We start from the raw sequence: 24,463 nt of genomic DNA, 5'->3' as shown, positions 1-24,463 counted from the left end.
GAGTTCCGTTAGGGGGAGGTTTCTTTATGGAATATTTGGAACTGGAACACGGATCGAACGCACGCATCAAGGTAGTCGGCTGCGGTGGCGGCGGCGGAAACGCCGTGGAAAACATGATCTGCTCGTCCATGTCGGGCGTGACCTTCATCACGGCCAACACCGACATCCAGGCCTTGCAGAAGTCCCAGGCCGAGTACCGCATCCAGCTCGGCGAAAAACTGACCAAGGGCCTGGGCGCCGGCGCCAACCCGGACGTCGGCCGGGACGCCGCCCTGGAGAGCATCGACGCCATCCGCGAGGCCATCGGCGATTGCGACATGGTCTTCGTCACCGCCGGCATGGGCGGCGGCACGGGCACGGGCGCGGCCCCGGTCATCGCCCAGGTGGCCAAGGAGGTCGGGGCCCTGACGGTGGCCGTCGTGACCAAGCCCTTCTACTTCGAGGGCAAAAAGCGGCTTCTCTCGGCCGAGAAGGGCGTGCAGGCCCTGCGGGACGTGGTGGACTCCATCATCACCATCCCCAACGACCGCCTGCTGTCCCTGGCTTCCAAGAAGGCCACCTTCATGGAGATGCTCAAAAAGGCCGACGAGATCCTGTATTTCGCGGTCAAGGGCATTTCCGACCTGATCATGGTGCCGGGCCTCATTAACCTCGACTTTGCCGACGTCAAGGCGGTCATGAGCGAGATGGGGCTGGCCATGATGGGCTTTGGCACGGCGCGGGGCGAATCCCGGGCCCGGGAGGCCGCCCTCAAGGCCATCACCAGCCCGCTGCTGGAAGACGTCACCATCGACGGGGCCCGGGGCGTCCTCATGAACATCACCTGCGGCCCGGATCTGACCATCGAGGAGGTCGACGAGGCCGCCTCCACCATCACCGAGGCCGTCCACGAGGACGCCAAGGTGTTCTTCGGCACGGTCTTCGATCCCGACGCCACCGACGAGATGCGTATCACGGTCATCGCCACGGGCATCGAGTCGGCCATGCAGCGCGAGGCCGCCCCGCAGCAGAAGCGCGAGGAAGCCAAACAGCCCATGGAAGTCATCACCCAGCTGTCGCGCCAAAAGCCGACCATGCCGCCCCACGGCGGCGGTGGCGGCGGCGGTGGCGGCGTCCAGAGCCCGCGCAGCGTCCGGGTCCTAAACGGCCAGGGCAACGACTACAACATCCCGGCCTACCTTCGCAAAGGCGGCAAAAAAGGCGGCCCCGAGGCGGCCCTGTCCCAGCCGCCCATCAAGACCCAGCCCGTGGGCGAGGAAGAGTTCATCTTCGACGAGGAGGAGTTCGAAATCCCCTCGTTCATCCGCATGCAGGCGGACTAGGCGCGCCACGCCAGGGGAGGGACGGATGCCCCCGTCCCTCCCGGACCACCGGCCGGACGCAGGGGCCGGCCGCTGTGGGTTCGTCACCCCGGCGAAGCCCGGAACGAGGCGGCGGATGCCGCAACCGACCCGGATTTTGCCGGGGTGACGAAAAAGAGCCGGAGCATGGACCATTCCCGGAACGCGCCGTCGCCTCCCCATGCCTCCCGGTTCGGGAGCAGGGACAGGTTTTGAACGAAAGGCAGCGGGATACGGTCTATTTCGGCCTGGAACGGCCGGTAGTGCGCGATTTCGGCGGCCGGCTGCCCGTGGCCCTGGCCGTGCCGGGCGAGGCGGCCATGGCCCTGTCGGCCCTGGGCTGGCAGGCCGTGTGGCGGCTTCTCTGGGACAACCCGGGCCTCGCCGTGGAGCGGGTCTTTTGCAGGGCCGGCCAGCCGCCCAAAGCCGAGGATTCCGGCCGGCCGCTCACCGACTTTCCGGTCATCGCCTTTTCCCTCTGCTACGAAGAGGAATACCTGCCCGTGCTCGCGGCCCTCGACGGCGCGGGCCTTGCGCTGACCGCGGCCGGGCGGCCCGACTTCCCCATCGTGCTCGGCGGCGGGCCGCTGGCCTTTCTAAACCCCGCTCCCATCCTGCCGGCCCTGGACCTCCTCTTTGTCGGCGAGGCCGAGGCCGGGCTGGCCGATGTCCTGGCCCGCCTGGGCGAGTTGGCCCTGGCCGGCGCGGACAAGGCCGCCTGTCTGGCCGCCGTGGCCGACATGCCGGGCGTCCTGGTCCCGGGCCGCACGCCGCTCCCGGTCCGACGGGCCGTGGCCGTGGAGTCGGCCGGCCAGACCGTGCTGACCGCCCCGGCCTATTCCTGCTTCGTGTCCGGCCATGCCGAGTTTCGCGACATGTTCCTGGTCGAGGTCAACCGCGGCTGCCCCTACGGCTGCCGGTTCTGCGCCGCCGGCTACGTCTACCGGCCGCCTAGGCAGGCCGCCATGGCTCGGCTCCAGGCCCTTATCGAGGACGTCTCGCCGCGCAAGGTCGGCCTTGTCGGCACGGCCTTGACCGACTGGCCGGACCTGCTGCCGTTTCTCACTTGGCTTCGCGAGCGGGGCACCAAGTTCTCCCTGTCCTCGGTCCGGGCCGACGGCATCACCCCGGAACTTCTGACCGTCCTTCGCGCCGCCGGCCTTCGCACCCTGACGTTGGCCCTTGAGGCCCCAAGCGAGCGCCTGCGCCGGGCGGCCAACAAGCAGTTGTCCATGGACGCGCTGTTGCGGGCCGTGGCCCTGGCCGGCAAGCACGGCATCAACCACCTGAAATTCTACCTCATTGTCGGCTGGCCCGGCGAGACGGAGGCCGACTTCGAGGAGCTGGCCCCGCTTCTGGCCCAGGTGGCGGCCGCCGGCGGCATCGGGGTCGGCAAGCGCGGCGTGGCCCACGCCACCCTGTCGGTCAATCCGTTGGTGCCCAAGCCCCAGACCCCCATGCAGTGGGCGCCCATGGCTTCCGAAGCGGCCATCGAGGCGGCCTACGCCCGGGTCCGGGCTGCGGCCAAAGGCCTCAAGGGCTTTCGGGTCGAGGTGGAAACCGCGTCCATGGCCCGGATGCAGGGCCTGCTCGCCCGGGGCGACGCGCGGCTTTTTCCGCTCCTTACGTCCGCCGTCCGGGCCGGCAGCGTCCGCCGGGCCCTCAAGACCTGGGATGGCGACATGGCCTCCTTCCTCGACCGGGAGCGCCCCCGGGACGAGGTTTTCCCCTGGGACATCATCGACGTCGGCGTTTCCCGCGACTACCTCTGGCAGGAATGGGAACGCTACCGGCAGGGCGTGGGCACGGCCAAATGCCCGCCCGCCGGCTGCGACGCCTGCCATCGCTGCCAACCGGCCTGACCGGGCCGCCTTCTTCCCAAGCTTTTTTTCCTTACTCTCTGGCTGCCGCCGTCAGCAGGCCGGCGCCGATCATGACGCTGCCGCTGACGCCCTTGATCCGGCGCAGGAAGCGCGGGTTCTGGATGCAGTGGCCGGCCGTGCCGGAGAGGTAGCTGTAGAAGCCGACGTTTAAGGCCGAGAGCAGCACGAAGGTGAGGCCGAGAAGCAGGAGCTGGGGCCCGGCCGGGGCGGCGTGGCTGACGAACTGGGGCAGGAAGGCCACGAAAAAGAGGATGCATTTGGGATTGACGGCCGTGACGGCGAAGGCGTGGGCGAATTTTCGGCGCGGACTGCTGCGGACGGGCTTGGGGGTGAGGGCCGCGCCGGAGCGGAGCATGCCGATGCCGAGGTAGATGAGATAGATGGCGCCGGCATACTTGAGAAAGGTGAAGGCGGCGGCCGAGGCGGCCAGCACCGCGCCGAGCCCGGCCACGGAGCAGGCCAGGGCCACGGCGTCGCCAAGGGCCACGCCGACGACCAGGGCCCACAGGGATCTGCGTCCCTCGGCCAGGCCGTAGCTGACGACCATGAGCACGGTCGGCCCGGGCAGGAGCAGAAGCAGGGATGCGGCGGCGACAAAGGCGAAATACAGGGTGGCGGACATTTGTAATCCTCGCTGTGGTAGGCCCGAGACGATTCGGGCGGGAACCGTCCGGACGCGAAACCCATAGCGCGAGCCGCGCCAATCGTCATCCCCCTGCAGCCGATCTGTTGCCTCCGGCGGCCGGGAGGGGATGATCCCCTCCCGGACCCTCCTCACTTGGGGTTTGGACGGGTGGGAGGAACGGCGCAGGGGAAATATCCTCTAAACCCCGCCAACCACCCGCCTACCCAACTCCCCGTCCAGGGGGTCCGGGGGGATGATCCCCCCCGGCCGCCGGAGGCATCTTCTCGTTTTTTCTCCCCACCCTTACCGAAATCCTTCGGCCACGATGCCGAGTCTTCTCAATATCTTCTGGAGCGAGACGCGTTCGAGGCCGGACAGGCGGGCGGCTTCGGAGACGTTGCCGCGTGTCTGGCTAAGCAGGCGTTCGACGTAGCGGCGGGTGAAGGCATCGACGACCCGGGCCTTGGCTTCGAGGTAGGGGGCCGGCAGGTCCGCGTCGTCGGTCTCGGCCGGTTCGTTGTGGCCGGGGTCGGCGGCCTGGAGCGCGCTTGGGCCGATGACGTCACCCCGGCAGAAGACGGTCAGGCGGCGCACGAAGTTCAAGAGTTCCCGGACGTTTCCCGGCCAGTCCCGGCCGGCGAGCCCGGCCAGGGCCTCGGGGGAGAATTCCTTTTCCCCGATGCCGGTCTCGCGGCAGGCCCGTTCGAGAAAGGCGGTGGCCAGAAGCGGGATGTCGTCGCGGCGTTCGCGCAGGGGCGGCAGGCGCACGGTCAGGACGTTCAGGCGGTAGTAGAGGTCTTCGCGAAAGGTCTTGTCCGCGATCCGGGCTTCCAGGTCCTGGTTGGTCGCGGCCAGGATGCGGACGTCCACGGGGAGGGACCTGCTCGACCCCACGGGCCGGATCTCGCGTTCCTGGAGCACGCGCAAGAGCTTGGTCTGGACGCTCATGGGGATGTCGCCGATTTCGTCCAGCACGATGACCCCGCCCTCGGCCGAGAGGAAAAGCCCCCGCCGGTCGCGTTCGGCCCCGGTGAAGGCGCCGCGCACGTGGCCGAAGAGTTCGCTTTCGAGGAGCTGGTCCGGAATGGCCGGGCAATTGACCGAAAGAAAGGGGCCGGCCGCCCGGCGCGACAGGGCGTGGACGGCCCGGGCGGCCAGTTCCTTGCCCGTGCCGGACTCGCCCCGGATGAGCACGGTGTAGTCCGAGCCGGCCACGGCCGCGATGGCTTCCGTGACCTGCACCATGGCCGGGGACCGGCCAAGGAGCCCCACATCCGCGCCGCAGGCCTTGACCGCGGCCCGCAAACGGATGTTTTCGGTCAAAAGGGCCGCCCGTTCCAGGCCCTTGGCGATGACCCGGGACAGGTGCTCGGAATCCACGGGCTTGGTCAGAAAATCGTAGGCCCCGGCCTTTAAGGCCGCAACCGCGGTGTCGATGTCGCCGTGGGCGGTCAGGAGTACCACGCCAAGCCCCGGGGCCAGGGCCAGGGCCCGGGGGAGCAGGTCCAGGCCGGAAAGGCCCGGCATGCGCAGGTCCGTGACCAGGACGGCGCAGGGGGCGCGTTCGAGATCGGCCAGGGCGGCCTCGCCGGACAGGACATAGGACAGGGAGGCCCCCGGGAGCCGGGGGGCGAGCAGCCGGGCCAGGCCCTTGGCGAAGTCCGGCTGGTCGTCGACAATGAGGACGCGCGGGGTGTCGGTCACGGGGCCTCCTCCTGGCCGGGGCCGGGGCGGGGACAGGCCGGCAGGGTGACGGTGAAGACCGCGCCGCCGCTATTTTCCACCTCGATGCGGCCGTTCATGTCGCGAAGGAGGCCGTAGACCACGGCCAGTCCCAGGCCCGAGCCGCGCCCGGCCTCCTTGGTGGTGAAAAACGGGTCGAAGATGCGCGGCGCGTCTTCCGGGGCGATGCCGGGCCCGTTGTCGGCCACCCGCAGGTAGACGGTGCGGTCGTCCGGCCCGGCCCCGGCTTCGAGCACGATCTCTCCCGCGTCGGGCGTGACCGCGTCCAGGGCGTTTAAAAGCAGGTTGGACAGGACCTGCTCCAGGGCCGAGGCGTCGGCGTTGGCCAGGGGCAGGCCGGCCGAGGCCCGGCTGGAGAGGCGCACCCGCCGGGACTGGGCCTGGATGTCGAAGATGCGCGAGATACTGGCGACCAGGGCCGCCAGATCGCAGGGGCCGGGCGTGGCCTGCCTGGGGCGGGCGAAATCGAGCAGGTCGCGCAGGACCTTTTTGGCCATGACGGCGTGGCGCTCGATGACGGCCAGATCCTCCCGGGCCTGGGGATCGGTCAGGGACTGGCGTAAAAGCTCGGCATAGCAGCTGATGACGCCGAGCGGATTGTTGATCTCGTGGGCCAGGCCCGCGGCCAGCTTGCCCACGGCCACCAGCTTCTCGGTCTGACGCATCTTCTCGCGCATCCGGCGTTCGGCGGTGTTTTCCCGGGCATAGACCACCATGCGGCCGTCCTGGCCCGAGGGCGAGGCCAGGGGGTAGCGGGTGACGGCAAAGGTGCGGCCGTCCGGCAGGGTGATGGTGGACGCGGACGGCTCGACGGCGGACAGGCGTTCGAGGGGGGGCGTGTCGGCCTTGTCCGGAAGCGGCACGGCCGGACCGAAGAATTCCGGCGGCAGGCGCAGCGGGGTCCCGGCAACGGCCGGCGCGGCCGGACAGTCGCCGCCGGCAAGCTCCCTGGCCAGGGCCCGGGCCAGCTCCCGGGCCGGCTCGTTGGCCATGATGACGCCATAGCCGCTGTCGAGGAGGGCCAGGGGATCGGAGATGCCGTCGAAGATGGAGGCGAGCAGCGTGTTCTGGCCGAGGAGCGAATTGATGGCGTCGAGGTTTTCAAGCGCGATGCCGAGCTGCTGGCCGATGGCCCGGTAGAGTTCGGCGGCTTCGGGGTCCGGGCCTTGGTCGCCGCCCGGAAAATAGAGGCGCAAGAGCCCCCGGCTGACGTCGGTGGTCCGGACCGGAATGAAGGCCGCGTCGTCGGTCAGGCGCAGGGAGTCCTCGGCCACCAGCCGCCGCCAGCCGGGCGGGGAGGGCGGCGGCGTCCGGCCCGGGGGCCAGGACACGAACCCGCCGCCGGAAAATTCGCACTCGTAGGCCGCGGCCACCGCGCCGAAGCGGCCGGCGATGCGCCCGAGGGCCCCGCCAAGGAGCTCGGCCCTGGTCTGGGACAGGTTCAAGATGCTTAGAAGCTCGACGAAAAGGGCCACGTCCGCCCGCCGCTCGTCGGCCTCCCGGGCCAGCTCCAGGGTCCGGTCCGCCACCTTGCGCTCCAGGTTCTGGGCATGGTCCTCGATCTTTTCCCGGGCCTCCTTGAGGCGCGAGGCAAAGGCCTCGATGCCGTCGTAGATCTCCTCGATCTCGCCGTCCCCGGCGGCCGGGCGCGGCCCGTCGCCGCCGGCGGGCTTGGGCTCCTCGCCGGCCTCCTTGGGAAAATAGCGGCGCATGACTTCGGTCACCCGGCCCAGGTTGACCACCACCAAGCGGTCGAAAAAGACCTGCACCGTCAGGTAGAAGACGGCCAGGCCCAGGGCGAAAAGGGCCAGGAAGCTGATGGTCGCGCCCTTGACCTGCCCAAGGGCTCCGGCCACGGGCATGGTTACCGCGTCCACGCCCACAAGCTCGCCGTCGTGCCGCCAGAAGCCGCGCGTATCCCCGTAGCGGGCAAGCATCGCCCGCGGCGCCTCGACCGGATCGCCGTGGCAGTGCAGGCAGGTGGCGTCCAGGCGCACCGGCCGGGCGGCCACGAACACCTCTTCGCCGTTTCGGTCCGTGATTTCCTCGATGCGCGCCAGGTCCGGGTCCCTGGCAAACCGCTCCATGAGACCCCGCTCGAAGCCGTCGGCCTCGTAGTCCGGGTTCCTGGCTCCGTGGGCCACCCGGCGGTAGCGGTACTGCTCGCCCTGGACATTCAAGTCGCTCATGACCTTGCGGGTGACGTAGGAGGTGGACATGGCTTCGAGCAGGAAGCCGTCCGGCGGGAGCAGGTCGTACATGGACGGGCGCAGGACCTGCTTGACGTAGGCCTGCAACGCCTCGGCCTGGGACAGGATGAGCGAGGCCTTGTGCTCGGTGTCGGTCACGAGCTGGTTGCGCAGGTTCATGGAGATGACCACGGCGAAAAACGTGCCGAGCACAGCCATGATGACCGACAGGCCGACCACGAACCGGTGCTTGATGGTCTTGGGGTGCTGTTTGGCCATGGGCGTTTCCTTTGGGGCCGGGAGGCCGGATGCGGCCTGCCGTGGCGTCGCGTGGCGTCGCGTGGCGTCGCGTGGCGTCGCGTGGCGGCAGTGTGGGGCGGGCCCGGGAAAAAGGCAATGCAACCGCCGGGCAACGGGGTGCCTCCCGCGGTTGGCAGGGACGGGCCGTTTATTTGGAAATAACCAGTTATTTCAAGACAGTGCAAATGGACACGAGTTGGCCTCCTCCTTGCTATGGGGAAGAACCGGATCGCGGCCGTGCGGCGCGTCCCGTTCACCGACAACGAGAGAGGAGGGAATTATGGCGGAAAAGAAGTGGCTGACAGAAGACAAGCTGGCCCTGATCCTGGGGCTGATCGTTTTCGGCTTGTCCATGCTCAATTTCGGCGGCGTGGATCCGCTGGGCTGGGCCGTCAAGATCAATGTCTGGACCGATGCGTCGAAAATCTTTTCGGCCGCCACGGGCGCCTACAAGGACATGGCCGGACTGTTGAGTCTGGTCCTGACCTGGGTGTTCCTGACGGCCATGCTGGCCTTTGGCGTCAAGGCCCTGGGCGGCGACCCCAAACGGTTCGCCATGAGCTTCGCGCTGGTTTTTTTCATCAGCTATTGCTGCTTTGCGCTCGGCAACTACGCGACCATCGCGGCCACGCCCGACCAGCTCAAGAAGTTCAACCTGACCTGGGCCATGGGGCTGACCGGCGAGGCCGGGTTCATCATCGCCCTCGTGGTCGGCATCCTGATCGGCAACTTCTTTCCCGGGCTTGCGGCCAGGATGAAGGATGCGCTCAAGCCCGAGATGTACGTCAAGATCGCCATCGTCATCCTTGGCGCGGAACTGGGCGTCAAGTCCGTGGACGCCCTGGGCCTGGCTTCGTCGGTCATTTTCCGGGGCCTTTGCGCCATCGTCGAGGCCTATCTCATCTACTGGGCCCTGGTCTATTACATCTCCCGGAAATACTTCAAGTTCAGCCGTGAATGGGCGGCTCCGCTCGCTTCCGGCATCTCGATTTGCGGCGTGTCGGCCGCCATCGCCACCGGCGGGGCCATCCGGGCCCGGCCCATCGTTCCCATCATGGTCTCCTCCCTGGTCGTGGTCTTCACCTGCGTCGAAATGCTCATCCTGCCGTTCGTGGCCCAGCACTGGATGTACGGCGAGCCCATGGTGGCCGGCGCCTGGATGGGCCTGGCCGTCAAGTCGGACGGCGGGGCCATCGCGTCCGGCGTCATCACCGATGCGCTCATCCGGGCCCAGGCCTTTGCCATGGACGGCGTCAAGTACCAGGAAGGCTGGGTGACCATGGCGGCCACCACGATCAAGATCTTCATCGACGTCTTCATCGGCGTGTGGGCCTTTATCCTGGCGGCCATCTGGTGCACCATGATCGAGTGCAAGCCTGGCGAACGCATGAAGTTCGGCGTGATCCTCGACCGTTTCCCGCGTTTCGTCCTCGGCTACGTCATCACCTTCGTGATCATGCTGCTCCTGTGCGCCCAGGGCGGGGACATGCTGAAGTTCGGCAAGACCGCCATTGCCGACACCGGCCCCTTCCGGTCCATCTTCTTCATCCTGACCTTTTTCACCATCGGCGTGGTGTCGAACTTCAAGAAATTGTGGGACGAGGGCATCGGCAAGCTGGCCCTGGTCTATGTCGTCAGCCTGTTCGGATTCATCATCTGGATCGGGCTGTTCATCTCCTGGCTCTTTTTCCACGGGGTCAAGCCGCCCCTGGCGTCGTAGCGAACCGGCAGCACTTTGAAGGAGACATGCATGGAGCCTGAAAAGAAAGACGCGAGCTTTTCCGAAGAGCTCTCCAAGATGGAATGGGAACCGCTTTTGCCCATTGAAAAGAAGCTGATCGGCTGGAGCCTCGGGCTTGGGACGGCGCTGCTTTTCATCCTTTACTACGTGAGCAACATCTTCTTCCCGGGCACGCACGGCTAAGGGCCCCGGCGAAGCATCGAGACAGCGGCGGGCGGTCCGAAAGGGCCGCCCGCTTTTTTGCGGCCGGTCGCCGTCCGCCTCTGCGTCCGGCGAAACGGCAGGAGACCCGGTCCCGGCGGGGCGAAGCGCCGGGACCGGGCGTGTGGAAAGCGGTTGCGGACTCTGGGGAAACGGTTACAGAAAAGACAGGTCGCGCGGCGACCCGGGACCGGCCGGCCGACGGCGACGGTCCGGCGGGAAGGGCGGGCCCAACCTTGCCATTTGCCGGGTTCGGCATTATCTGACTCCCTCCCCTCATTTCAACCCTCGCCGGAAGCGCCCATTATGTCGGAGCGAACGCCCCATATTTCCCTTCCCCTCGAGCGGCTGGTGCCGCGTGTCCTCGATATCGCCGCAAGCGAGCTGGAAACCTGGCCCGAAGACGCGAAAAACCTGGCCGTGGCCGTGGCCGGCGAACTGTTCCTGGTCCGGGCCAATCCATTCGTGAACCCGGGCGACGTCAAGGCCTCGGTGGAAAAACGGCTGGCCGACGCCAACCCCAAGTCCTGGGGCGAGTATCCGCGCACCATCCGCAAGGCCTACAAGGCCTTCTGGGACGTGTACGAGGCGGACGGCCGGTTTCGCGACAACCTGGTCGAGCGGCTCCGGCAGTTTCTGCCCCACGAGGACGTGGTCACGGCCCCCCATTCCCTGGTCGAGTGCTCCACCGACGCCACGGACCTGCGCATGGAGATGCCCCTTTGCATGCTCCTGCCCGAGTCCGGGGACCACATCCGCCACATCCTGCGCCTGGCCAACGAGCTCGAATTCGCCATCATCCCGCGCGGCGGCGGCTCGGGCCTGACCGGCGGGGCCATCCCGGCCCACCGGCGCTCGGTGATCCTCAGTCTCTCCAAGTTCAAGAACATCCTGTCCATCGACACCGAGGCCAGGACGCTGTGCGCCCAGACCGGGGTCATCACCCTGACGGCCATCAAGGCCGCCGAGGCCAAGGGCCTGCTTTTTACCGTGGACCCGGCCTCCAAGGCCGCCTCGTCCCTTGGCGGCAACATCGCGGAAAACGCCGGCGGCCCGTTCGCCTTCGAATACGGCACCACCCTCGACAACATCATCAGCTACAAGATGGTCGAGGCCACGGGCGAGGAGATCGAGGTCCGGCGGGTCGATCACCCGCGCCACAAGATCCGCCCCGAGGAGACGGCCGTGTTCGAGGTCGTGGACGGGGACGGTGCGGTGCGCGACGTGATCCGGCTGCCGGGCAACCAGATCCGGGGGGTGAACCTCGGCAAGGACGTGTCCAACAAGTACCTGGGGGGCCTGCCCGGCGTGCAGAAAGAGGGCGTGGACGGCATCATCACCGAGGCCTGTTTCGTTCTCTATCCGATTCCCCGGTATTCCCGGACGCTGTGCCTGGAGTTTTTCGGCCGGTCCATGAAAAACGCCATGTGCGTCATCCGCGACGTGGTGGGCCTTAGAAACCGCATCCGCGAGGAAGGCGACGCGGTCAAGATTTCGGCCCTGGAAGAGTTCAACTCCAAATACGTCCGGGCCATCAACTACGCCAAGAAGTCCACCCAGTACGAAGGCGACCCCATCTCGGTCCTGCTCCTGCAGCTCGACTCCGACGACGAGGACGCCATGCTGCGGGCTGCGGCCGACATCGTGGACATCGTCGATCCCTACGACAACGTGGACGTGTTCGAGGCCAAAGACGCCAAGACCGCCGAGCTCTACTGGGAGGACCGCCACAAGCTGTCGGCCATCTCCAAGCGGACGTCGGGATTTAAAATCAACGAGGACGTGGTCATTCCGCTGTCCGTGGTGCCGGAATTCGCCGAATTTCTCGAAGACCTGAATCTCCACTGCATCGCCCGGGCCTACCGCACGGCCTTGCAAAACGCCAGCCGCCTGCACGGCCTGCCGGCCTCGGACGAATTCATCGCCATGGAGCTGGAGTTCTGCGACCGGGTGCTGCGCGGCCGGATCACGGCCCGGGAGCTGTCCGACTCGGAAGTCGAGGTCCAGACCCACTATTTCTTCACCGACCTCGCCTCGCGCTACCCGCGCCTCAAGGACCGTCTGGCCGCTATCCATGCCGAGATGTCCGCCACCCGCATCGAGGTGGCCAGCCACATGCACGCCGGCGACGGAAACTGCCACGTCAACATCCCGGTCAACTCCAACGACCCGGACATGATGCGCCAGGCCTGGGAAGCGGCCGAGCGGGTCTTCGAGACCGTGACCACGCTCGGCGGCGCGGTCTCGGGCGAGCACGGCATCGGCATCACCAAGATCGCCTTCCTGGCCCAGGACAAGATCGATGCCCTGCGGGCCTACAAAAAGCGGGTGGACCCGAAAAACATCATCAACCCGGGCAAGCTGACCACCCGCAAGCTCGATGTCGAGCCCTACACGTTCTCGTTCAACCGGCTCATCCGCGACCTCGAAAAGACGGCCCTTCCGGACAAGGACACGCTGATCTCCATCTTGAGCGGCATCCAGTTCTGCAACCGCTGCGGCAAGTGCAAGCAGGTCTGCCCCATGTTCGCGCCGCAGCATGGCATGCTCTACCATCCGCGCAACAAGAACATCAGCCTCGGCGCCTTGATTGAAGCCATCTACTATTCGCAGATCACCCACGGCGAACCCGATCCCGGCCTGCTCGACAAGCTGCGCCGGCTGACCGACCACTGCACGGCCTGCGGCAAGTGCACGGGCGTCTGCTCGGTCAAGATCGAATCCGGCAAGGTGGCCCTCGGGCTGCGCAATTTCCTGGACCAGCAGGGCTGCGGCGGACATCCCATCAAACACAAGCTCCTGTCCTACCTGGTCGAGGACGTGGCCACCCGCGCCCCCAAGGCGGCCAAGCTCGCGGCCTACGGCCAGCAGTTTCACAACAAGGCCATGCCGCTCCTGCCCGGGTTCTGGCGGAACCGCATCGAGAACCCCGGCCTTCGCGGCCCCAACCCGTCCTTGGGCCTTCGCAACCTGACCGAGCGCCTGGACCTGGACAAGGGCTCCATCTTCATCCCCCAGGAAGGGCGCGAGGCCCCGGAAACGGTCCTCTATTTTCCGGGCTGCGGGGCATCGCTTTTTTCGAGCACCATCGGCATGGCTGCCGTGCACCTGCTCCTGCGGGCCGAGGTCGCGGTCCTCATCCCCCACCGGCATCTCTGCTGCGGCTATCCGCTCCTGGCCGCCGGCATGGGCGAGGCCTACCGGACCAACCGCGAGAAGAACCGCGCCGCCCTGGCCGCCCTCCTCGAAGAGGCCGCGCGGATGGGGCTCAACCCCACCCACTGCCTGACCAGCTGCGGCACCTGCCGGGAGGCCCTGGAGGAGCACGAACTCAAAACCCTGCGCCCGAACCTCGTCCACCGGGACGTCACCCAGTTCCTGCTCGGCCGCCTGGATTTCCCCGCGCCGTCCGAGGCCGAGGCCGCGGTGCCCATCCTCTACCACGCCGCCTGCCACAGCGAATGGGCCGATGTGCCGAAGACCAAGGGCGCGGAGATGTACCGGGCCAGCGTCGCCCAGGTGACGGGCCGGCCGGTCGCGCTCTCGCCTTTCTGCTGCGGCGAGTCCGGCATGGGGGCCATGACCACGCCGGACATCTACAACCGGCTGCGCGACCGCAAGCGGGCCACCCTGGCCGAGAATCTGGCCGAAGCGCCCGAGGCCATGCCCATCCTGGTCGGCTGCCCGTCCTGCAAAATGGGCATCCAGCGCATCCTCATGGAAATGCGCGACAAGCATCAGGTCATGCACACCCTGGAATTCCTGGCCGAGGCCCTGGACGGCCCGAAGTGGAAGAAGCTTTTGCGCAAAAACGCCAAGGACGCCCGGGTCCGGGGATAAAAGAGGCCTCCGGCGGCCGGGGCGCTGCCCCGGACCCCGCCAGGGCTCTGCCCTGGACCCGCCGGGGGGATCATCCCCCCGGCCCCCCGGGCGGGTGTCGTGTGGCCGCGAGGCCGGGTGGCAACTGGCGGAAGCCGTAGGGGAGTCCAGAGGGCGACAGCCCTTTGGCCGCCGGAGGCCTCTGCCTGGCCCTTTTCGCCGAACCCTTGGCTCCAGGGCCGCCGGAGGCCGCATGCCGAAAATTCTTGCCATCGACTACGGACAGGCCCGGGTGGGGTTGGCTGTCTCCGATCCCGAGGGCCGGATGGCCTTCCCCTTCGCCACCGTGGCCTGGCAGACGCGCGACGCCTTGTTTCGGGAACTCCTTGACGTTATCACCAGCCAGGGCATCGCTGCCATCGTGGTCGGCTACCCGGCCCGGGCCGGCGGCGACGAAAGCCTGACCGGACGGCAGGTCCGCAAGTTCGTGGCCAGGCTCTCCCGGCGCACGGATCTGCCCATCGTACTCGTCGACGAGGCCCATTCCACCGAAGAAGCGGCCGAACAACTGCGCGAGGCCGGACTGTCCGGCCCCGCACTCTCGGCCCGGGTCGATGCCCAGGCCGCGGCCGTGATCCTTACGCGCTACCTGCGCGGCGGAGCGTTATGCTGCGATCCCTCTTGCTCGGATTCTTCCTCGTCGTCCTCGTGACGGCCGGCCTCGTCGGCTACCGCGCCTACGACTTCCTGGCCGTGTCGCCCGAGTCGCCGGGACAGCCGAAAATCGTCTACATCGAACAGGGCCAGTCCTTCGAAGCCGTGGCCAACATGCTCGTGGCCGAAGGCGTGCTGCGCGACGCCACGGGCTTTCGCCTCCTGGCCAAGGCCACGGACAAGGGCGGCCGGGTCAAGGCCGGCGAGTTCGAAGTCAGCACCGGCTGGACGCCCATGCGCCTGCTCGACTACCTGACCACGGCCAAAGGCGTGCAGCACCGCCTGGCCGCGCCCGAAGGCCTGACCATGCGCCAGATCGCCCGGCTGGCCGAAGAAGCCGGCCTCTGCTCCCAGGCCGCCTTCCTCAAAGCCGCCAGCGACCCGGAACTGCTCAAGAAATACAATATTCCGGCCAGCAACGCCGAAGGCTTCCTCTTTCCCAACACCTACCTCTTCACCCGCAAGCGCGGCGACGACGGCACCTACGTCGTCGAAGCCATGCTCAAGGAATTCTGGAAGCAGGCCGACTTCGTCTGGCCCACCGCCAAACCCGCCGGCAAGGACCTCCTCGCCGTCGTGACGCTCGCCTCCCTCGTGGAAAAGGAAACCGGCGTGGACGCCGAACGGCCACGCGTGGCCGGTGTGTTCCTGAACCGTCTGGCCAAAGGCATGCTGCTCCAGACCGATCCCACCATCATCTACGGCCTCGGCGACAAGTTCAACGGCAACCTGACCCGGGCCCACCTCGAAGACCCCACCAACCTCTACAACACCTACACCCGCCCCGGCCTGCCCCCGGGCCCCATCTGCTCGCCCGGCCTCAAATCCCTGCAGGCCGTCACCGCCCCGGAGATCCACGACTTCTACTACTTCGTCGCCACCGGCGAAGGCGAACACAAATTCAGCAAGACCCTCGACGAGCACGTCAACGCCGTCAACAAGTACCAGCGGGGACGTCGCGGCAAGGCGCAGCCGTAGGAAGATAGGATAAGAGGAAGATGCCTCCGGCGGCCGGGGGGATCATCCCCCCGGACCCCCGAACGGGGTGGGCGGGGGCTGGGGAAGCGGGTGGGCTGGTGGCCGTTGGCGGGTGTGCGTCGGTGTGGCCGGAATCGGGCCGGCGACGCAGGCCGCAAGGCCGGCCAGCACGCCGACCCGATTCCGGCCACACAGGCCCGTCGCCCCGGGGACGGGGTGAGTTTAAAGGAATTTTACGTATACGATTTTTAAGAGGAACCAGGGAGTATTTTTCCCTCGCACCGCATGAAAAGATGTTGCGGATTACGTCTTGCCACCCGCTCTCGCGCGCCCTTCCGACAACAGTCCGTCCGACTCCGCCATCCCTCCCACCCGTCCATCACCGTTGAGGAGGGTCCGGGAGGGGATCATCCCCCCCCGGCCGCCGGAGGCATTCTTCGCCTTTTCTTCCCGCCGCCGCTTACGGCTTACGCCTTGGGCGTGGCGACGCCGCCGGCGTCGGCGAGTTCCTTGAGGGCGATGTCGCACATGGCGGGCAGGCGTTCGTCGATGGTGGGGGAGAGTTCGACGGCCATGTTCTTGAAGTCGAAGGGTTCCATGCCGATGACCACGGTATCGGGCCTTTTGCCGATGAGTTCGCAGTAGATGAGGGTATCGACGAGGTCGGACTGGTGCATGGAGTCCTTGAAGGCCAGGGATTTGCGGAGGTCTTCGCCGGTCAGGCGGTAGATGGTGCCTGGCGCGTCGCCGCCGAGCACGGCGTCGAGGACGATGCAGTAGTCGGCGTCCATGAGCGGCTGCATGAGGCGCATGCCGAGGTTGCCGCCGTCCATGAGGGTGACGTTGTCGGAAAATTCATAGGTCTCAAGGAGCCGTTCCACGGCCCGGACGCCGACGCCCTCATCGGTGTAGAGGATGTTGCCGACGCCGAGGATGAGGATTTTTTTGGGGGCCTCGGTCATGGGTTTCCCTTGAAAAAGGGAACCCGGCCTAAAGCCGGGTTCCCTGTCGATGTTATGGAGGCGTGGGGGGTTAGCTCACGCGGAACTTCAAGATCTCGTTGGTCTCGGGCTCGATGACGTGCACGCCGCAGGCGATGCAGGGGTCAAAGGCGTGGACCGTGCGCAGGATCTCGACCGGGCGCTTGGGGTCGGCGATGGGCGTGCCGATCAGGGCTTCCTCGACCGGGCTCTTGTCGCCCTTGGCGCCGCGGGGGCCGAGGTTCCAGGTCGAGGGCACGACGAGCTGGAAGTTGTCGATCTTTTTGCCCTTGATGCGGATCCAGTGGGACAGGGCGCCGCGGGGGGCGTCGACCAGGCCGACACCCTTGGCCTCGTCGGGCATTTCCCATTTGGCGCAAAGGGTGTTGTCTTTGGCCGAGCTGTCGGCGAATTCCTTGATCCAGGTCTCCATGTTGGCGGCGACGATGGCGGTCTCGATGCCGCGGGCGGCGGTGCGTCCGAGGGTCGAGTGCAGGGCCGTGGCCGGGACGGAGAGCTTGCCGAGGACCATGTCCACGACCTTTTTGAACTCCGGCTGTCCCTTGGCGTAGGCGATGAAGGTACGGGCCAGGGGACCGACCTCCATGGCGTTGCCCTTGTAGCGGGGGGCCTTCATCCAGGAGTAGTGGTCCTTGTCGTCGAGCTTGGTGTACTTCGGATCGGTGACGCCGTCGTAGGGGTGCAGGCCGTCGGCGCCGGGCGTGTACCACGAGTATTTGACGTCCTCGTAGATGGCGCCGAGGTCGACGCCGTCGACCTTGCCGAGGTCGCGGTTCATGATGACGCCGGCCGGGAAGTAGGAGCTGGCCATGTGCTTTTCGGGCGAGCTTTCGTCAGAGGCGAATTCGCCGAAGGCCATGTAGTTGGTGCAGCCGCCGATACCGCCCCAGTCCTTGTAGAAGCCGGCCACGGCCAGGAGGTCCGGGATGTAGACGTCGTTGACGAACTGGCAGACTTCTTTGGTCAGGGCCAGATAGTTGGCGAGGGGATCCTTGGTCATGGCTTGGTAGTTGGAGCAGCCGCCCACGACCGTGAACTGGGTGTGGGGGTTTTTGCCGCCCAAAATGGCCATGGCGCTGGCGGCCTTGACCTGGAGGTGCAGGGCTTCCAGGTAGTGGGCCGTGGCGATGAGATCGACCTCGGGCGGCAGGTAGTAGGCCTTGTGCCCGCCGAGGAAGTAGGCGTTGGTGAAGATGCCGAGCTGTCCGGTGGCCACGAAGGCTTTGAGCTTGTCCTGGACGGCTTTGAGGGACTCGGCGGAGTTGCCGGGGCGGGCCGGGGCGATGGAGGCGGCCAGTTTGGCGGCCTTTTGCGGATCGGCCTTCAGGGCATTGGTCACGTCCACCCAGTCGAGGGCGTGCAGGTGGTAGAAGTGGACGAGGTGGTCGTGCAGGTACTGGGAGGCCATGACGAGGTTTCGCATCATGCGGGCGTTGCCCGGGATGTTGACCTTGACGGCGTCGTCGACGCACCGGGTGGAGGCCAGGGCGTGGACGTAGGTGCACACGCCGCAGGCGCGCTGGGTGAAGTGCTGGGCGTCGCGGGGATCGCGGCCCTTCAGGATGATTTCGAGGCCGCGGAAGAGCTGCGAGGAGCTCCAGGCGTCCTTGACCTTGCCGTTTTCCACCTCGACCATGATCCGCAGGTGACCTTCGATCCGGGTAATGGGGTCGACCACGATGGGGCCGGTGAAGGTGGATTGCGGCGTGGGTTTGCTCTCAGCCATATGCTTCCTCCGTCACGAAACGTTCGCTGCTGTTTGAGTGATCCAGGTATTGGCCGTGCCGATGCGGGAGCGTGCTAGCCCTGCTCGTAGAACGGGGTCATGGTGTCCCAGAAATCCGGCTCGCTGCATCCGATGCAGGGGTGGCCGGCCTGGACGGGCCAGTTGACCTGGTTGAACAGCACTTTCGGGCAGTTGTTGTAGGTCACGGGACCTTTGCAGCCGAGTTCGTAGAGGCAGTAGCCTTTCTTGGCCTCTTCGGATTCGAAGGAAGGCGCGAATTCGGAAGCCTCGAAGTGGGGCAGGCGCGGACAGTTGTCGTGGACCAGTTCGCCGAAGAAGATTTTCGGACGGCCGTTGTCGTCGAGTTCCGGGATGCCCTTTTCAAGAACATGGACCACGGCGCCGACGAAGTTGATGGGGTTGGGCGGGCAGCCGGCGATGTTGATGGTCTTGATGCCGAGACCCTCGGTGACGCCCTTGGCCTGGCTCGGATTGGGCTTGGCCTTCTGGATGCCGCCGTAGCAGGCGCAGGCGCCGATGCAGATGACGCCCTTGGCCTTGGGGGCGATTTTCTTGGTGGTCTCGAACATCGGGTGCCCGGAGACCATGCCCCAGTTGCCGCCGTCGATGGTGGGCAGGCCGCCCTCGATCACCAGGTAGAATCCGTCGGGGGATTCGATGGCCTTGTGCAGGGCATCCTCGGCGGCTTCGCCGGCGGCGGCCATGATGGTCTCCTGGTAATCCAGGGAGATGGTGTCGAGGATGAGGGAATCGATAAAGGGTTTGATCGTGCGCAGCGTCGCCTCGGTGCAGCCGGTGCACTCGGCGTTGTGCAGCCAGACCACGGACGGACGGTGTTTGCCCGTCAGGGCCTGGGCCACTTTGGGCGCAAAGGCGGGGCCCATGCCCATGGCCGCGGCGACGGTGGCGCAAAATTTCATGAAGTCGCGGCGGGAGACGCCGTTCTGCTCAAGCCGTTTTTCCGCATCATCCCTGCCAAGACCCACGGAAAAGTTCATAAACATCCTCCTTTGTTTTACGAAAGGCCACGACCGGAGCATCCGGTGATCCTCCCGATCGTGTTGCATCCAACCATCTCATCGGCGTCATCGGACGGGCACAGCCCGGCCCCGCCCGTCCGATGGTTCTGCGTGTACTCGAAAATAAAGCCAGCCCAGGGTTGTTATTGCTTCCTTACTTGATCACGAATAGCCGAGCCCGTCAATGGCTATGGCAAATTTTTCACATGATTCGAGGGTGTTACCATGGGCTTTGGCCCGGAGTCGTTATGGATACGGAATTGAAAAACGTATGCAATATTTCGTACCGGTGACAAGGCCGTTACGCAGCGGCCGCTCAACGGACCGGTCGCACCAGCGGCCCGATGTCGGCAAGCGGCACCGATTCGCCCCGGGCCAGGCGGGCCAGCAGGATCAGCTCCGGCCGGTACTCGAAGTGCATGATGTCGAATTCCGCCCACTTGCCGCCCCAGATGAATCCCTCCCGCTCGAAGGCCGCGACCACGGTCGCCGGAAAGGCCTGGCGCACGGCGAGCATATTTTTCCCGCGCGGCAGGTTGCGCCAGTACGGGTTGCCCTTGGGGCTCACGTCCACGGCCGCGGCAAAGGAGTGGACCGACAACCGGTCCGTGCCGGCCACCACCCGCCAGACGATGCCGCCGGAGGCCGGCAGCAGGAACCGCTTCATCCCCGGGTCGGCGGCCACCAGTCGGCGCAGGGCCGCTTCGGCCCGGCCGAAGGCCTCGGCCGCGCCGAAGCGGGTGTTAACGAGCATGGTCTGGCCGAGAAACGGCATGGGCCGGCAGTTTGCCCGGACCTCGGCCTGGTTGTGGCCGTAGAGGGCCAGGAACAGGGGCTCCACCCGCCGCCGGCCCGGCGAGAACCACAGCGGCGGCTCGCTCGTGACCGGTCCCAGCGGATAGGGCTTTGCCAGCATGGTCCGCAGGTCCGGGTTTTCGAGGGCCTCCTCCTCGGTCCGGGGCCGGCCGTCGTCGTAGGCCAGGCGCGTGCCGTCGGTGAGCGCGACCGTGGCCCGGCCGTCCGGGGCGACCTCGATGGCGGCGATGATTCCGGGGTAGGCTGTCGCCAGCACGGCCAGATCGCGCCGGGCCTGGGCGCTTAGGGCGGGCGGGCCGGACTGGGCCAGGGTCGGGCCGGCCAGGGCCAGGCCCAAAGTCAGAGAGACGAGCAGGAAAAGCGGCGGGGCGATGCGGCGGGGCATGGCGGCTCCTTGTGGGGCGGCAGGGCGGGGCCTGCCGGAAATGGGCGGACGCGGTCCTTCCGGACCGGCTCAGCGGCAAAAAAGGGACAACAGCCACTTGACCCGGCCGCACAGGCGCGGCTCCCGGCCGGGGCCGGCGTCCGGGCATTCGGCCAGCTCCGGCCGCAGACGCAGGATCGACCGGGCTGCCAGTTCCGCGCCAAAGCCGGTCAGGTCCGCGCACTGGACCATGTGGGCGGCCGGGTCCTCTTTCACGGCCTTGGTCAGCACCCGGCAGCAGGCCGACCGGTGCCGGTCCGTGAAGGCCTCGTGGATGGCGGCGGATTCCAGGCGCACCGCCGCCCGGGTGGCGGCGTGGCTGCCCTTGGCGCAGACGGCACCGACGGCGACGCAGGCGCCGGCCACGGCCCCGCACAGGCAGCCCCGGTCGCCAAGGCCGGCCGTCAGGCCGGCGGCCACGCCAAGCGCCTGCTCTTCAGACAGGGGGCCGCCAAAGGCGTCGTTGACCGCGACCAGGATGGCCTCGGCGCACAGGAGCTTTCGGTGGGTGAAAAGCGAGGCGGCCTGCCCGGCTACGGCCAGGGCCAGGGCCTCGTGGCGCGAGGCGGCAGCGGTGTCAGGTGCGTTCATGGCGGCTTCCCTACGCCGGGGAAGCCCGGCGCGCAAGCGATGCTGGTAAGCGGGGGATGCCTCCGGCGGCCGGGGCTCTGCCCCGGACCCCGCCGGGGCGTTGCCCCGGACCCCACCAGGGCTCTGCCCTGGACTCGCCGGGGGGATCATCCCCCCGGACCCCTGGAAAGGGGGGTGGGCATTGGGGGCGCATTGTCCGAAGCATCGCCGCCCGACGTTGCCGGCCTCGTCGCCACCCGCCCCGTCGGGGAGGGTCCGGGAGGGGATCATCCCCTCCCGGTGGGGTGGGTGTGGGAGGGGCAACGCCCCTCCCACCTCTTATTTTGCTGCTTCGACGGGGTAGGCGGCGCCTTTCCAGGCGAAGATGCCGCCGGGGAAGCGGACCACGTTCTTGTAGCCGAGTTTTTTGGCCCAGACCGCGCCGTTGTGGCTGCGGGTGCATTTGACGAAGCCGCAGTAGACCACGATGGTGGCGTCCTTGTCCGGGCCGAGGAGCTTGGCGTAGTCGGCCTCGGTCTTGCCGCCGGTCTCCTTGGCCTCCCAGGCGTCCATGTCCGGGATGGGGAACAGGAAGCTGACCGCACCGGGCAGGTGTTCCTTCTTGTAGCTGTCCTCAAAGGGCATGGTGTCGACGATGACGAGCTTTTTGCCTTCGTCCATCCACTTCTTGAGTTCTTCGGCCGTGACCAGCCCATAGCCGCCCTTCTGGGTGTCGCGGGTAAGCTTGACGGCTTCTTTTTCCTTGGCCGCCTCGTCCTCGAACTTGTCGGCCCGGGCCGTCTGGGCCAGGCAGAAGACGGAGAGCAGGAGCAGGGCCAGGACTTTTTGGACGACGCGCATGGAGCCTCCTTGCGGGGTTGGGGTTAGGGAGCCGGGATGGGCCCGGGGGGCGGACGCCGCCGGGCCAGACAGTAGACAACGCCGGCCAGCATGGCGCAGTCGCGCCACACGGTCGGCCACAGTCCATGATAGACCTCGCCTTCGGGATCGCCCGGGCCGTAGCAGCCGCAATCGATGGCCAGGCCCTGGCGGAGGGCGTTGCCGGCCACGCCGATAAAAAGGAGGAGCAGGCCGCCGACGAGGAGGAGGCCGGTCCGGGGCCGGACCAGGACGAGCCCGCCGGCCAGAATCTCGAGGATCGGGAGCAGGACGGCCACGGGCTTGACCGCGTCGGTCGGCAGGAGGGCGAAGGCCTTTATCGTCAGGACGAAGGCGTGGACGTCGGCGAGCTTGACCGCCCCGGCCGCCAGGAAGGCGACGGCCAGGACCAGTCGGACGGCCCGGCAGGGCCAGGCCGAGGCAAGAAGCGTGGCGATTTTGGGCATGGCATAGGGTCGCGCGGCCAGGCCGGCGACCCTATGTCTGTAGCACGGGCGGGGTTTTGTGACAAATTAGTCAGGCAAATCAATGGACCGGCGATGGATCGGCCCAGCCGATCACTGTCCGGCCGGCGGCTCGACCACCTCGGGCCGCTCGACCGGGATCTTGAGGATCGAGCCGGGTTTGAGGGCGTCGGGGTTGATGTCCGGGTTGGCCCTGACCACGTCCCGGGTCCTGGCCCCGTGGCTGTTGGCCACCTTGGACAGGATGTCGCCGTCTTTCACCGTGTATTCGATGTAGTCGTGGGACGCGGCCGGGCCGGCCGCCTTGTCCGGCGAACCGGCTCCCGGGGATGCCAAAGGCGCGGCCGGCGAAGGGGCCGGGGGGGCGGCCTTGGCTCCGGCCGGAAGGTTCAGGGTGGCGCCGGCCTTGAGGGTCTTGTCGGAGAGGCCCGGGTTGGCGGCGACGAGGTCGGCCTCGGTCAGGCCGAGCTTTTTGGCGATCCGGGCCAGGCTGTCGCCCTTTTTGACGGCATAGCCCGAGCCCGCCCGGGGCGAGGCCGGCGCGGCGGCCGTTTTGGGCGCAAGGCCCTGGTCCCTGGCCGAGGCATCGGTCAGGGGCGCGTAGTAGTAGAAGACCCGGCCGTTTTTCCCGTCCTTGTCGTGGCGGTTGCCGATGAAGGCGAATCCCGGCCAGTTCCAGGTGGCCACGGTGTAGGGGTGGCCGCTGGGATCGGTCTTTTCCCGCACCACGTCCGGCGGGCCGTACTTGGCCTCCAGGCTCTGCTGCAGGGCCGTGGCCGCCCGTTCGCCCACGTAGCCGATTTCGGCGTGGTAGAACTGCTTTTTGTAAAACGAGTAGGTGACGTGGTCGAGGGCGATGCCGCCCAGTTCCTTTTTCTCGTCGGGCCTCTCCATGTGGACGATCTCGCCGTCCCGCTCGACCGGGGTCAGGCCGGGCAGGCTCGATGCCGGCGCGCCCCAGGCGATGCCGCGAAAGTCTTCGGGTTTTTTCTGGGGATCGGCGGCCAGGCCCGGCCGGGTGGCGGCCAGGGACAGGGCGCAGCAAAGAAACGCGAGGGCCGGGAAACGCATGGACATAGAAGCGTGTGCCTCCGTGAAAGGATGCCGCCTTATATCCCGGTCGGGCCGGTCAGTACAGCACTTGCCCGCTTTGGGTCTCGGGCCGGTGGAAGTAGAATTCCACCCGCCGGCCGCGATGATGTGGCGGGCGGCAGGCCTGTGACGATAAGCGAGAGCGAGGTGCGGGTGGAGCCGATGAGCAGGGACCCAGGGCCGCCCCGAAAATGATCAGCCACTCGGCCGGCTGGACGAGGACGCTGAAGATGCCCCCTTCCAGGTAATAGCCGAGGCAGATCGAAGCCAGGACCACGAACACGCCGGCGAGAACGATCAATCCCCCTCCCTTTGCGCATCCGCCGATGCCGCCAGTTCCGGTTCGAGCAGCAGTCCGTCGAGGTCGAGTCCTGGCCCCAGGCCCTCGGCCTGCCGCTGCCCTTCCCGGGCCACGGCGTCGATCCAGACTGTGAGCTCCCGGGCGCCGAAACGGCTGACATCGAGAAATTCCAGGGCTTTTTCAAACGAGGAGCCCCGGCCGAGGCGCAACAGGCGCAGGCCGAAGCGCAGCCCGCCGGGCAGGGGGTCGGCCCGGACGTTCTGGGCCAGGAAGAAAAAGGAGAGGACCTCGGTCGAGGGATGGGAACGGTAGTCCCGAAGCTTCAGGTAGACGAAAAGGGCCGGGGCCCCGGACAGGCGGGCCAGGACGTCGGGTGGGCCGGACAGGCGAAGGCCGAGGCCGATGGCCGCGATGTCGGACAGTTCGAGGTGCTGGCCGGACCGGCGGCAGGCGGCCGGCGGGCCGAGGACGGACAGAGGCAGCCGGACCGGGGGAAAGGGATCGGCCGGCCACAGGGCAAAATCCAGAAGGGCGTCGCCTGGTGGGTGTACCCGTTTCTCGGCGCGGCGTTCGACTGCGTCCATGTCCCCTCCCGG

General features: G+C 67.3%; 20 protein-coding genes. 7 read left to right on the top strand and 13 right to left on the bottom strand.

Features of this window, described 5'->3' with window-relative positions:
• Positions 1 to 26 precede the first annotated feature (26 nt).
• Positions 27 to 1,322, top strand: coding sequence for a cell division protein FtsZ (gene ftsZ / locus DFW101_RS07585; protein WP_009180926.1), 1,296 nt, complete (start codon positions 27 to 29; stop codon positions 1,320 to 1,322).
• A 230-nt stretch (positions 1,323 to 1,552) separates the two neighbouring features.
• On the top strand, positions 1,553 to 3,202 hold the full coding sequence (locus tag DFW101_RS07580) for a radical SAM protein (RefSeq protein ID WP_009180925.1): 1,650 nt from the start codon (positions 1,553 to 1,555) through the stop codon (positions 3,200 to 3,202).
• 31 nt (positions 3,203 to 3,233) lie between these two features.
• Here the strand turns inward: DFW101_RS07580 and DFW101_RS07575 are convergent, their stop codons facing one another.
• The 3 genes from DFW101_RS07575 to DFW101_RS07565 form a co-directional block, all read right to left on the bottom strand.
• Entirely contained in the window at positions 3,234 to 3,845 is a 612-nt protein-coding gene (locus tag DFW101_RS07575) for a LysE family translocator (protein ID WP_009180924.1), read from the bottom strand.
• 306 nt (positions 3,846 to 4,151) lie between these two features.
• The gene (locus DFW101_RS07570) at positions 4,152 to 5,552 is read right to left on the bottom strand and encodes a sigma-54-dependent transcriptional regulator (RefSeq protein WP_009180923.1); all 1,401 of its coding nucleotides are present in this window, start codon (positions 5,550 to 5,552) and stop codon (positions 4,152 to 4,154) included.
• Positions 5,549 to 8,059 (bottom strand): c-type heme family protein, encoded by a 2,511-nt coding sequence (locus tag DFW101_RS07565; RefSeq protein ID WP_009180922.1) that lies wholly within the window; start codon positions 8,057 to 8,059, stop codon positions 5,549 to 5,551. Before DFW101_RS07565 ends, DFW101_RS07570 begins: the two co-directional genes overlap by 4 nt.
• A 301-nt stretch (positions 8,060 to 8,360) precedes the next feature.
• Here DFW101_RS07565 and DFW101_RS07560 point away from each other — a divergent pair, with 301 nt between their 5' ends.
• The 5 genes from DFW101_RS07560 (at position 8,361) to mltG (ending at position 15,533) form a co-directional block, all read left to right on the top strand.
• Complete coding sequence (locus tag DFW101_RS07560; protein WP_009180921.1) at positions 8,361 to 9,800, top strand: putative sulfate exporter family transporter; 1,440 nt, start codon at positions 8,361 to 8,363, stop codon at positions 9,798 to 9,800.
• Between the two features lie 30 nt (positions 9,801 to 9,830).
• On the top strand, positions 9,831 to 10,004 hold the full coding sequence (locus DFW101_RS19770) for a hypothetical protein (RefSeq protein WP_009180920.1): 174 nt from the start codon (positions 9,831 to 9,833) through the stop codon (positions 10,002 to 10,004).
• A 324-nt stretch (positions 10,005 to 10,328) separates the two neighbouring features.
• Positions 10,329 to 13,862, top strand: coding sequence for an FAD-binding and (Fe-S)-binding domain-containing protein (locus DFW101_RS07555; RefSeq protein ID WP_009180919.1), 3,534 nt, complete (start codon positions 10,329 to 10,331; stop codon positions 13,860 to 13,862).
• A 232-nt stretch (positions 13,863 to 14,094) separates the two neighbouring features.
• On the top strand, positions 14,095 to 14,553 hold the full coding sequence (ruvX, locus tag DFW101_RS07550) for a Holliday junction resolvase RuvX (RefSeq protein ID WP_009180918.1): 459 nt from the start codon (positions 14,095 to 14,097) through the stop codon (positions 14,551 to 14,553).
• The gene (mltG, locus tag DFW101_RS07545) at positions 14,508 to 15,533 is read left to right on the top strand and encodes an endolytic transglycosylase MltG (protein ID WP_009180917.1); all 1,026 of its coding nucleotides are present in this window, start codon (positions 14,508 to 14,510) and stop codon (positions 15,531 to 15,533) included. The genes ruvX and mltG overlap by 46 nt, the downstream gene beginning before the upstream one ends.
• Positions 15,534 to 16,000: 467 nt before the next feature.
• Here the strand turns inward: mltG and DFW101_RS07540 are convergent, their stop codons facing one another.
• The 10 genes from DFW101_RS07540 to DFW101_RS07495 all read right to left on the bottom strand — a co-directional run bounded on the left by DFW101_RS07540 (position 16,001) and on the right by DFW101_RS07495 (position 24,451).
• Entirely contained in the window at positions 16,001 to 16,495 is a 495-nt protein-coding gene (locus tag DFW101_RS07540; RefSeq protein WP_009180916.1) for a HyaD/HybD family hydrogenase maturation endopeptidase, read from the bottom strand.
• Positions 16,496 to 16,565: 70 nt separating this feature from the next.
• The gene (locus DFW101_RS07535; protein ID WP_009109810.1) at positions 16,566 to 18,260 is read right to left on the bottom strand and encodes a nickel-dependent hydrogenase large subunit; all 1,695 of its coding nucleotides are present in this window, start codon (positions 18,258 to 18,260) and stop codon (positions 16,566 to 16,568) included.
• 74 nt (positions 18,261 to 18,334) lie between these two features.
• Positions 18,335 to 19,279: a hydrogenase small subunit gene (locus tag DFW101_RS07530; protein WP_009109811.1), complete on the bottom strand. Its 945-nt coding sequence runs from the start codon at positions 19,277 to 19,279 to the stop codon at positions 18,335 to 18,337.
• 337 nt (positions 19,280 to 19,616) lie between these two features.
• Positions 19,617 to 20,501 carry a M15 family metallopeptidase gene (locus DFW101_RS07525; protein WP_009180915.1) on the bottom strand — a complete coding sequence of 295 codons (885 nt, stop codon included), beginning with the start codon at positions 20,499 to 20,501 and terminating at the stop codon, positions 19,617 to 19,619.
• A 69-nt stretch (positions 20,502 to 20,570) separates the two neighbouring features.
• Positions 20,571 to 21,131: a C-GCAxxG-C-C family protein gene (locus DFW101_RS07520; protein WP_009180914.1), complete on the bottom strand. Its 561-nt coding sequence runs from the start codon at positions 21,129 to 21,131 to the stop codon at positions 20,571 to 20,573.
• A gap of 318 nt (positions 21,132 to 21,449) precedes the next feature.
• Positions 21,450 to 21,971, bottom strand: coding sequence for a rhodanese-like domain-containing protein (locus DFW101_RS07515; protein WP_009180913.1), 522 nt, complete (start codon positions 21,969 to 21,971; stop codon positions 21,450 to 21,452).
• 23 nt (positions 21,972 to 21,994) lie between these two features.
• Positions 21,995 to 22,456, bottom strand: a complete 462-nt coding sequence (locus DFW101_RS07510) for a MauE/DoxX family redox-associated membrane protein (RefSeq protein WP_009180912.1) — start codon at positions 22,454 to 22,456, stop codon at positions 21,995 to 21,997.
• 111 nt (positions 22,457 to 22,567) lie between these two features.
• A complete protein-coding gene (locus tag DFW101_RS07505; RefSeq protein ID WP_009180911.1) occupies positions 22,568 to 23,551 on the bottom strand; it encodes a lytic transglycosylase in 984 nt (327 codons plus the stop codon).
• A gap of 52 nt (positions 23,552 to 23,603) precedes the next feature.
• On the bottom strand, positions 23,604 to 23,867 hold the full coding sequence (locus DFW101_RS07500; protein ID WP_009180910.1) for a motility-associated protein: 264 nt from the start codon (positions 23,865 to 23,867) through the stop codon (positions 23,604 to 23,606).
• A complete protein-coding gene (locus tag DFW101_RS07495) occupies positions 23,864 to 24,451 on the bottom strand; it encodes a hypothetical protein (RefSeq protein ID WP_009180909.1) in 588 nt (195 codons plus the stop codon). The genes DFW101_RS07500 and DFW101_RS07495 overlap by 4 nt, the downstream gene beginning before the upstream one ends.
• Positions 24,452 to 24,463 lie beyond the last annotated feature (12 nt).

This window comes from Solidesulfovibrio carbinoliphilus subsp. oakridgensis, from assembly GCF_000177215.2.
Taxonomy (GTDB): domain Bacteria; phylum Desulfobacterota; class Desulfovibrionia; order Desulfovibrionales; family Desulfovibrionaceae; genus Solidesulfovibrio; species Solidesulfovibrio carbinoliphilus.
Note: the sequence above shows the minus strand (reverse complement) of the source record. Positions and strands in the feature narration are given on the sequence as shown.

Bases quoted from the DNA above. Each gene is read 5' to 3' on its own strand.
- ftsZ (WP_009180926.1), top strand. From the start codon at position 27: ATGGAATATTTGGAACTGGAACACGGATCGAACGCACGCATCAAGGTA.
- DFW101_RS07575 (WP_009180924.1), bottom strand. From the start codon at position 3,845: ATGTCCGCCACCCTGTATTTCGCCTTTGTCGCCGCCGCATCCCTGCTT.
- DFW101_RS07565 (WP_009180922.1), bottom strand. From the start codon at position 8,059: ATGGCCAAACAGCACCCCAAGACCATCAAGCACCGGTTCGTGGTCGGC.
- DFW101_RS07560 (WP_009180921.1), top strand. From the start codon at position 8,361: ATGGCGGAAAAGAAGTGGCTGACAGAAGACAAGCTGGCCCTGATCCTG.
- DFW101_RS19770 (WP_009180920.1), top strand. From the start codon at position 9,831: ATGGAGCCTGAAAAGAAAGACGCGAGCTTTTCCGAAGAGCTCTCCAAG.
- DFW101_RS07555 (WP_009180919.1), top strand. From the start codon at position 10,329: ATGTCGGAGCGAACGCCCCATATTTCCCTTCCCCTCGAGCGGCTGGTG.
- ruvX (WP_009180918.1), top strand. From the start codon at position 14,095: ATGCCGAAAATTCTTGCCATCGACTACGGACAGGCCCGGGTGGGGTTG.
- mltG (WP_009180917.1), top strand. From the start codon at position 14,508: ATGCTGCGATCCCTCTTGCTCGGATTCTTCCTCGTCGTCCTCGTGACG.
- DFW101_RS07540 (WP_009180916.1), bottom strand. From the start codon at position 16,495: ATGACCGAGGCCCCCAAAAAAATCCTCATCCTCGGCGTCGGCAACATC.
- DFW101_RS07535 (WP_009109810.1), bottom strand. From the start codon at position 18,260: ATGGCTGAGAGCAAACCCACGCCGCAATCCACCTTCACCGGCCCCATC.
- DFW101_RS07530 (WP_009109811.1), bottom strand. From the start codon at position 19,279: ATGAACTTTTCCGTGGGTCTTGGCAGGGATGATGCGGAAAAACGGCTT.
- DFW101_RS07525 (WP_009180915.1), bottom strand. From the start codon at position 20,501: ATGCCCCGCCGCATCGCCCCGCCGCTTTTCCTGCTCGTCTCTCTGACT.
- DFW101_RS07520 (WP_009180914.1), bottom strand. From the start codon at position 21,131: ATGAACGCACCTGACACCGCTGCCGCCTCGCGCCACGAGGCCCTGGCC.
- DFW101_RS07515 (WP_009180913.1), bottom strand. From the start codon at position 21,971: ATGCGCGTCGTCCAAAAAGTCCTGGCCCTGCTCCTGCTCTCCGTCTTC.
- DFW101_RS07510 (WP_009180912.1), bottom strand. From the start codon at position 22,456: ATGCCCAAAATCGCCACGCTTCTTGCCTCGGCCTGGCCCTGCCGGGCC.
- DFW101_RS07505 (WP_009180911.1), bottom strand. From the start codon at position 23,551: ATGTCCATGCGTTTCCCGGCCCTCGCGTTTCTTTGCTGCGCCCTGTCC.
- DFW101_RS07495 (WP_009180909.1), bottom strand. From the start codon at position 24,451: ATGGACGCAGTCGAACGCCGCGCCGAGAAACGGGTACACCCACCAGGC.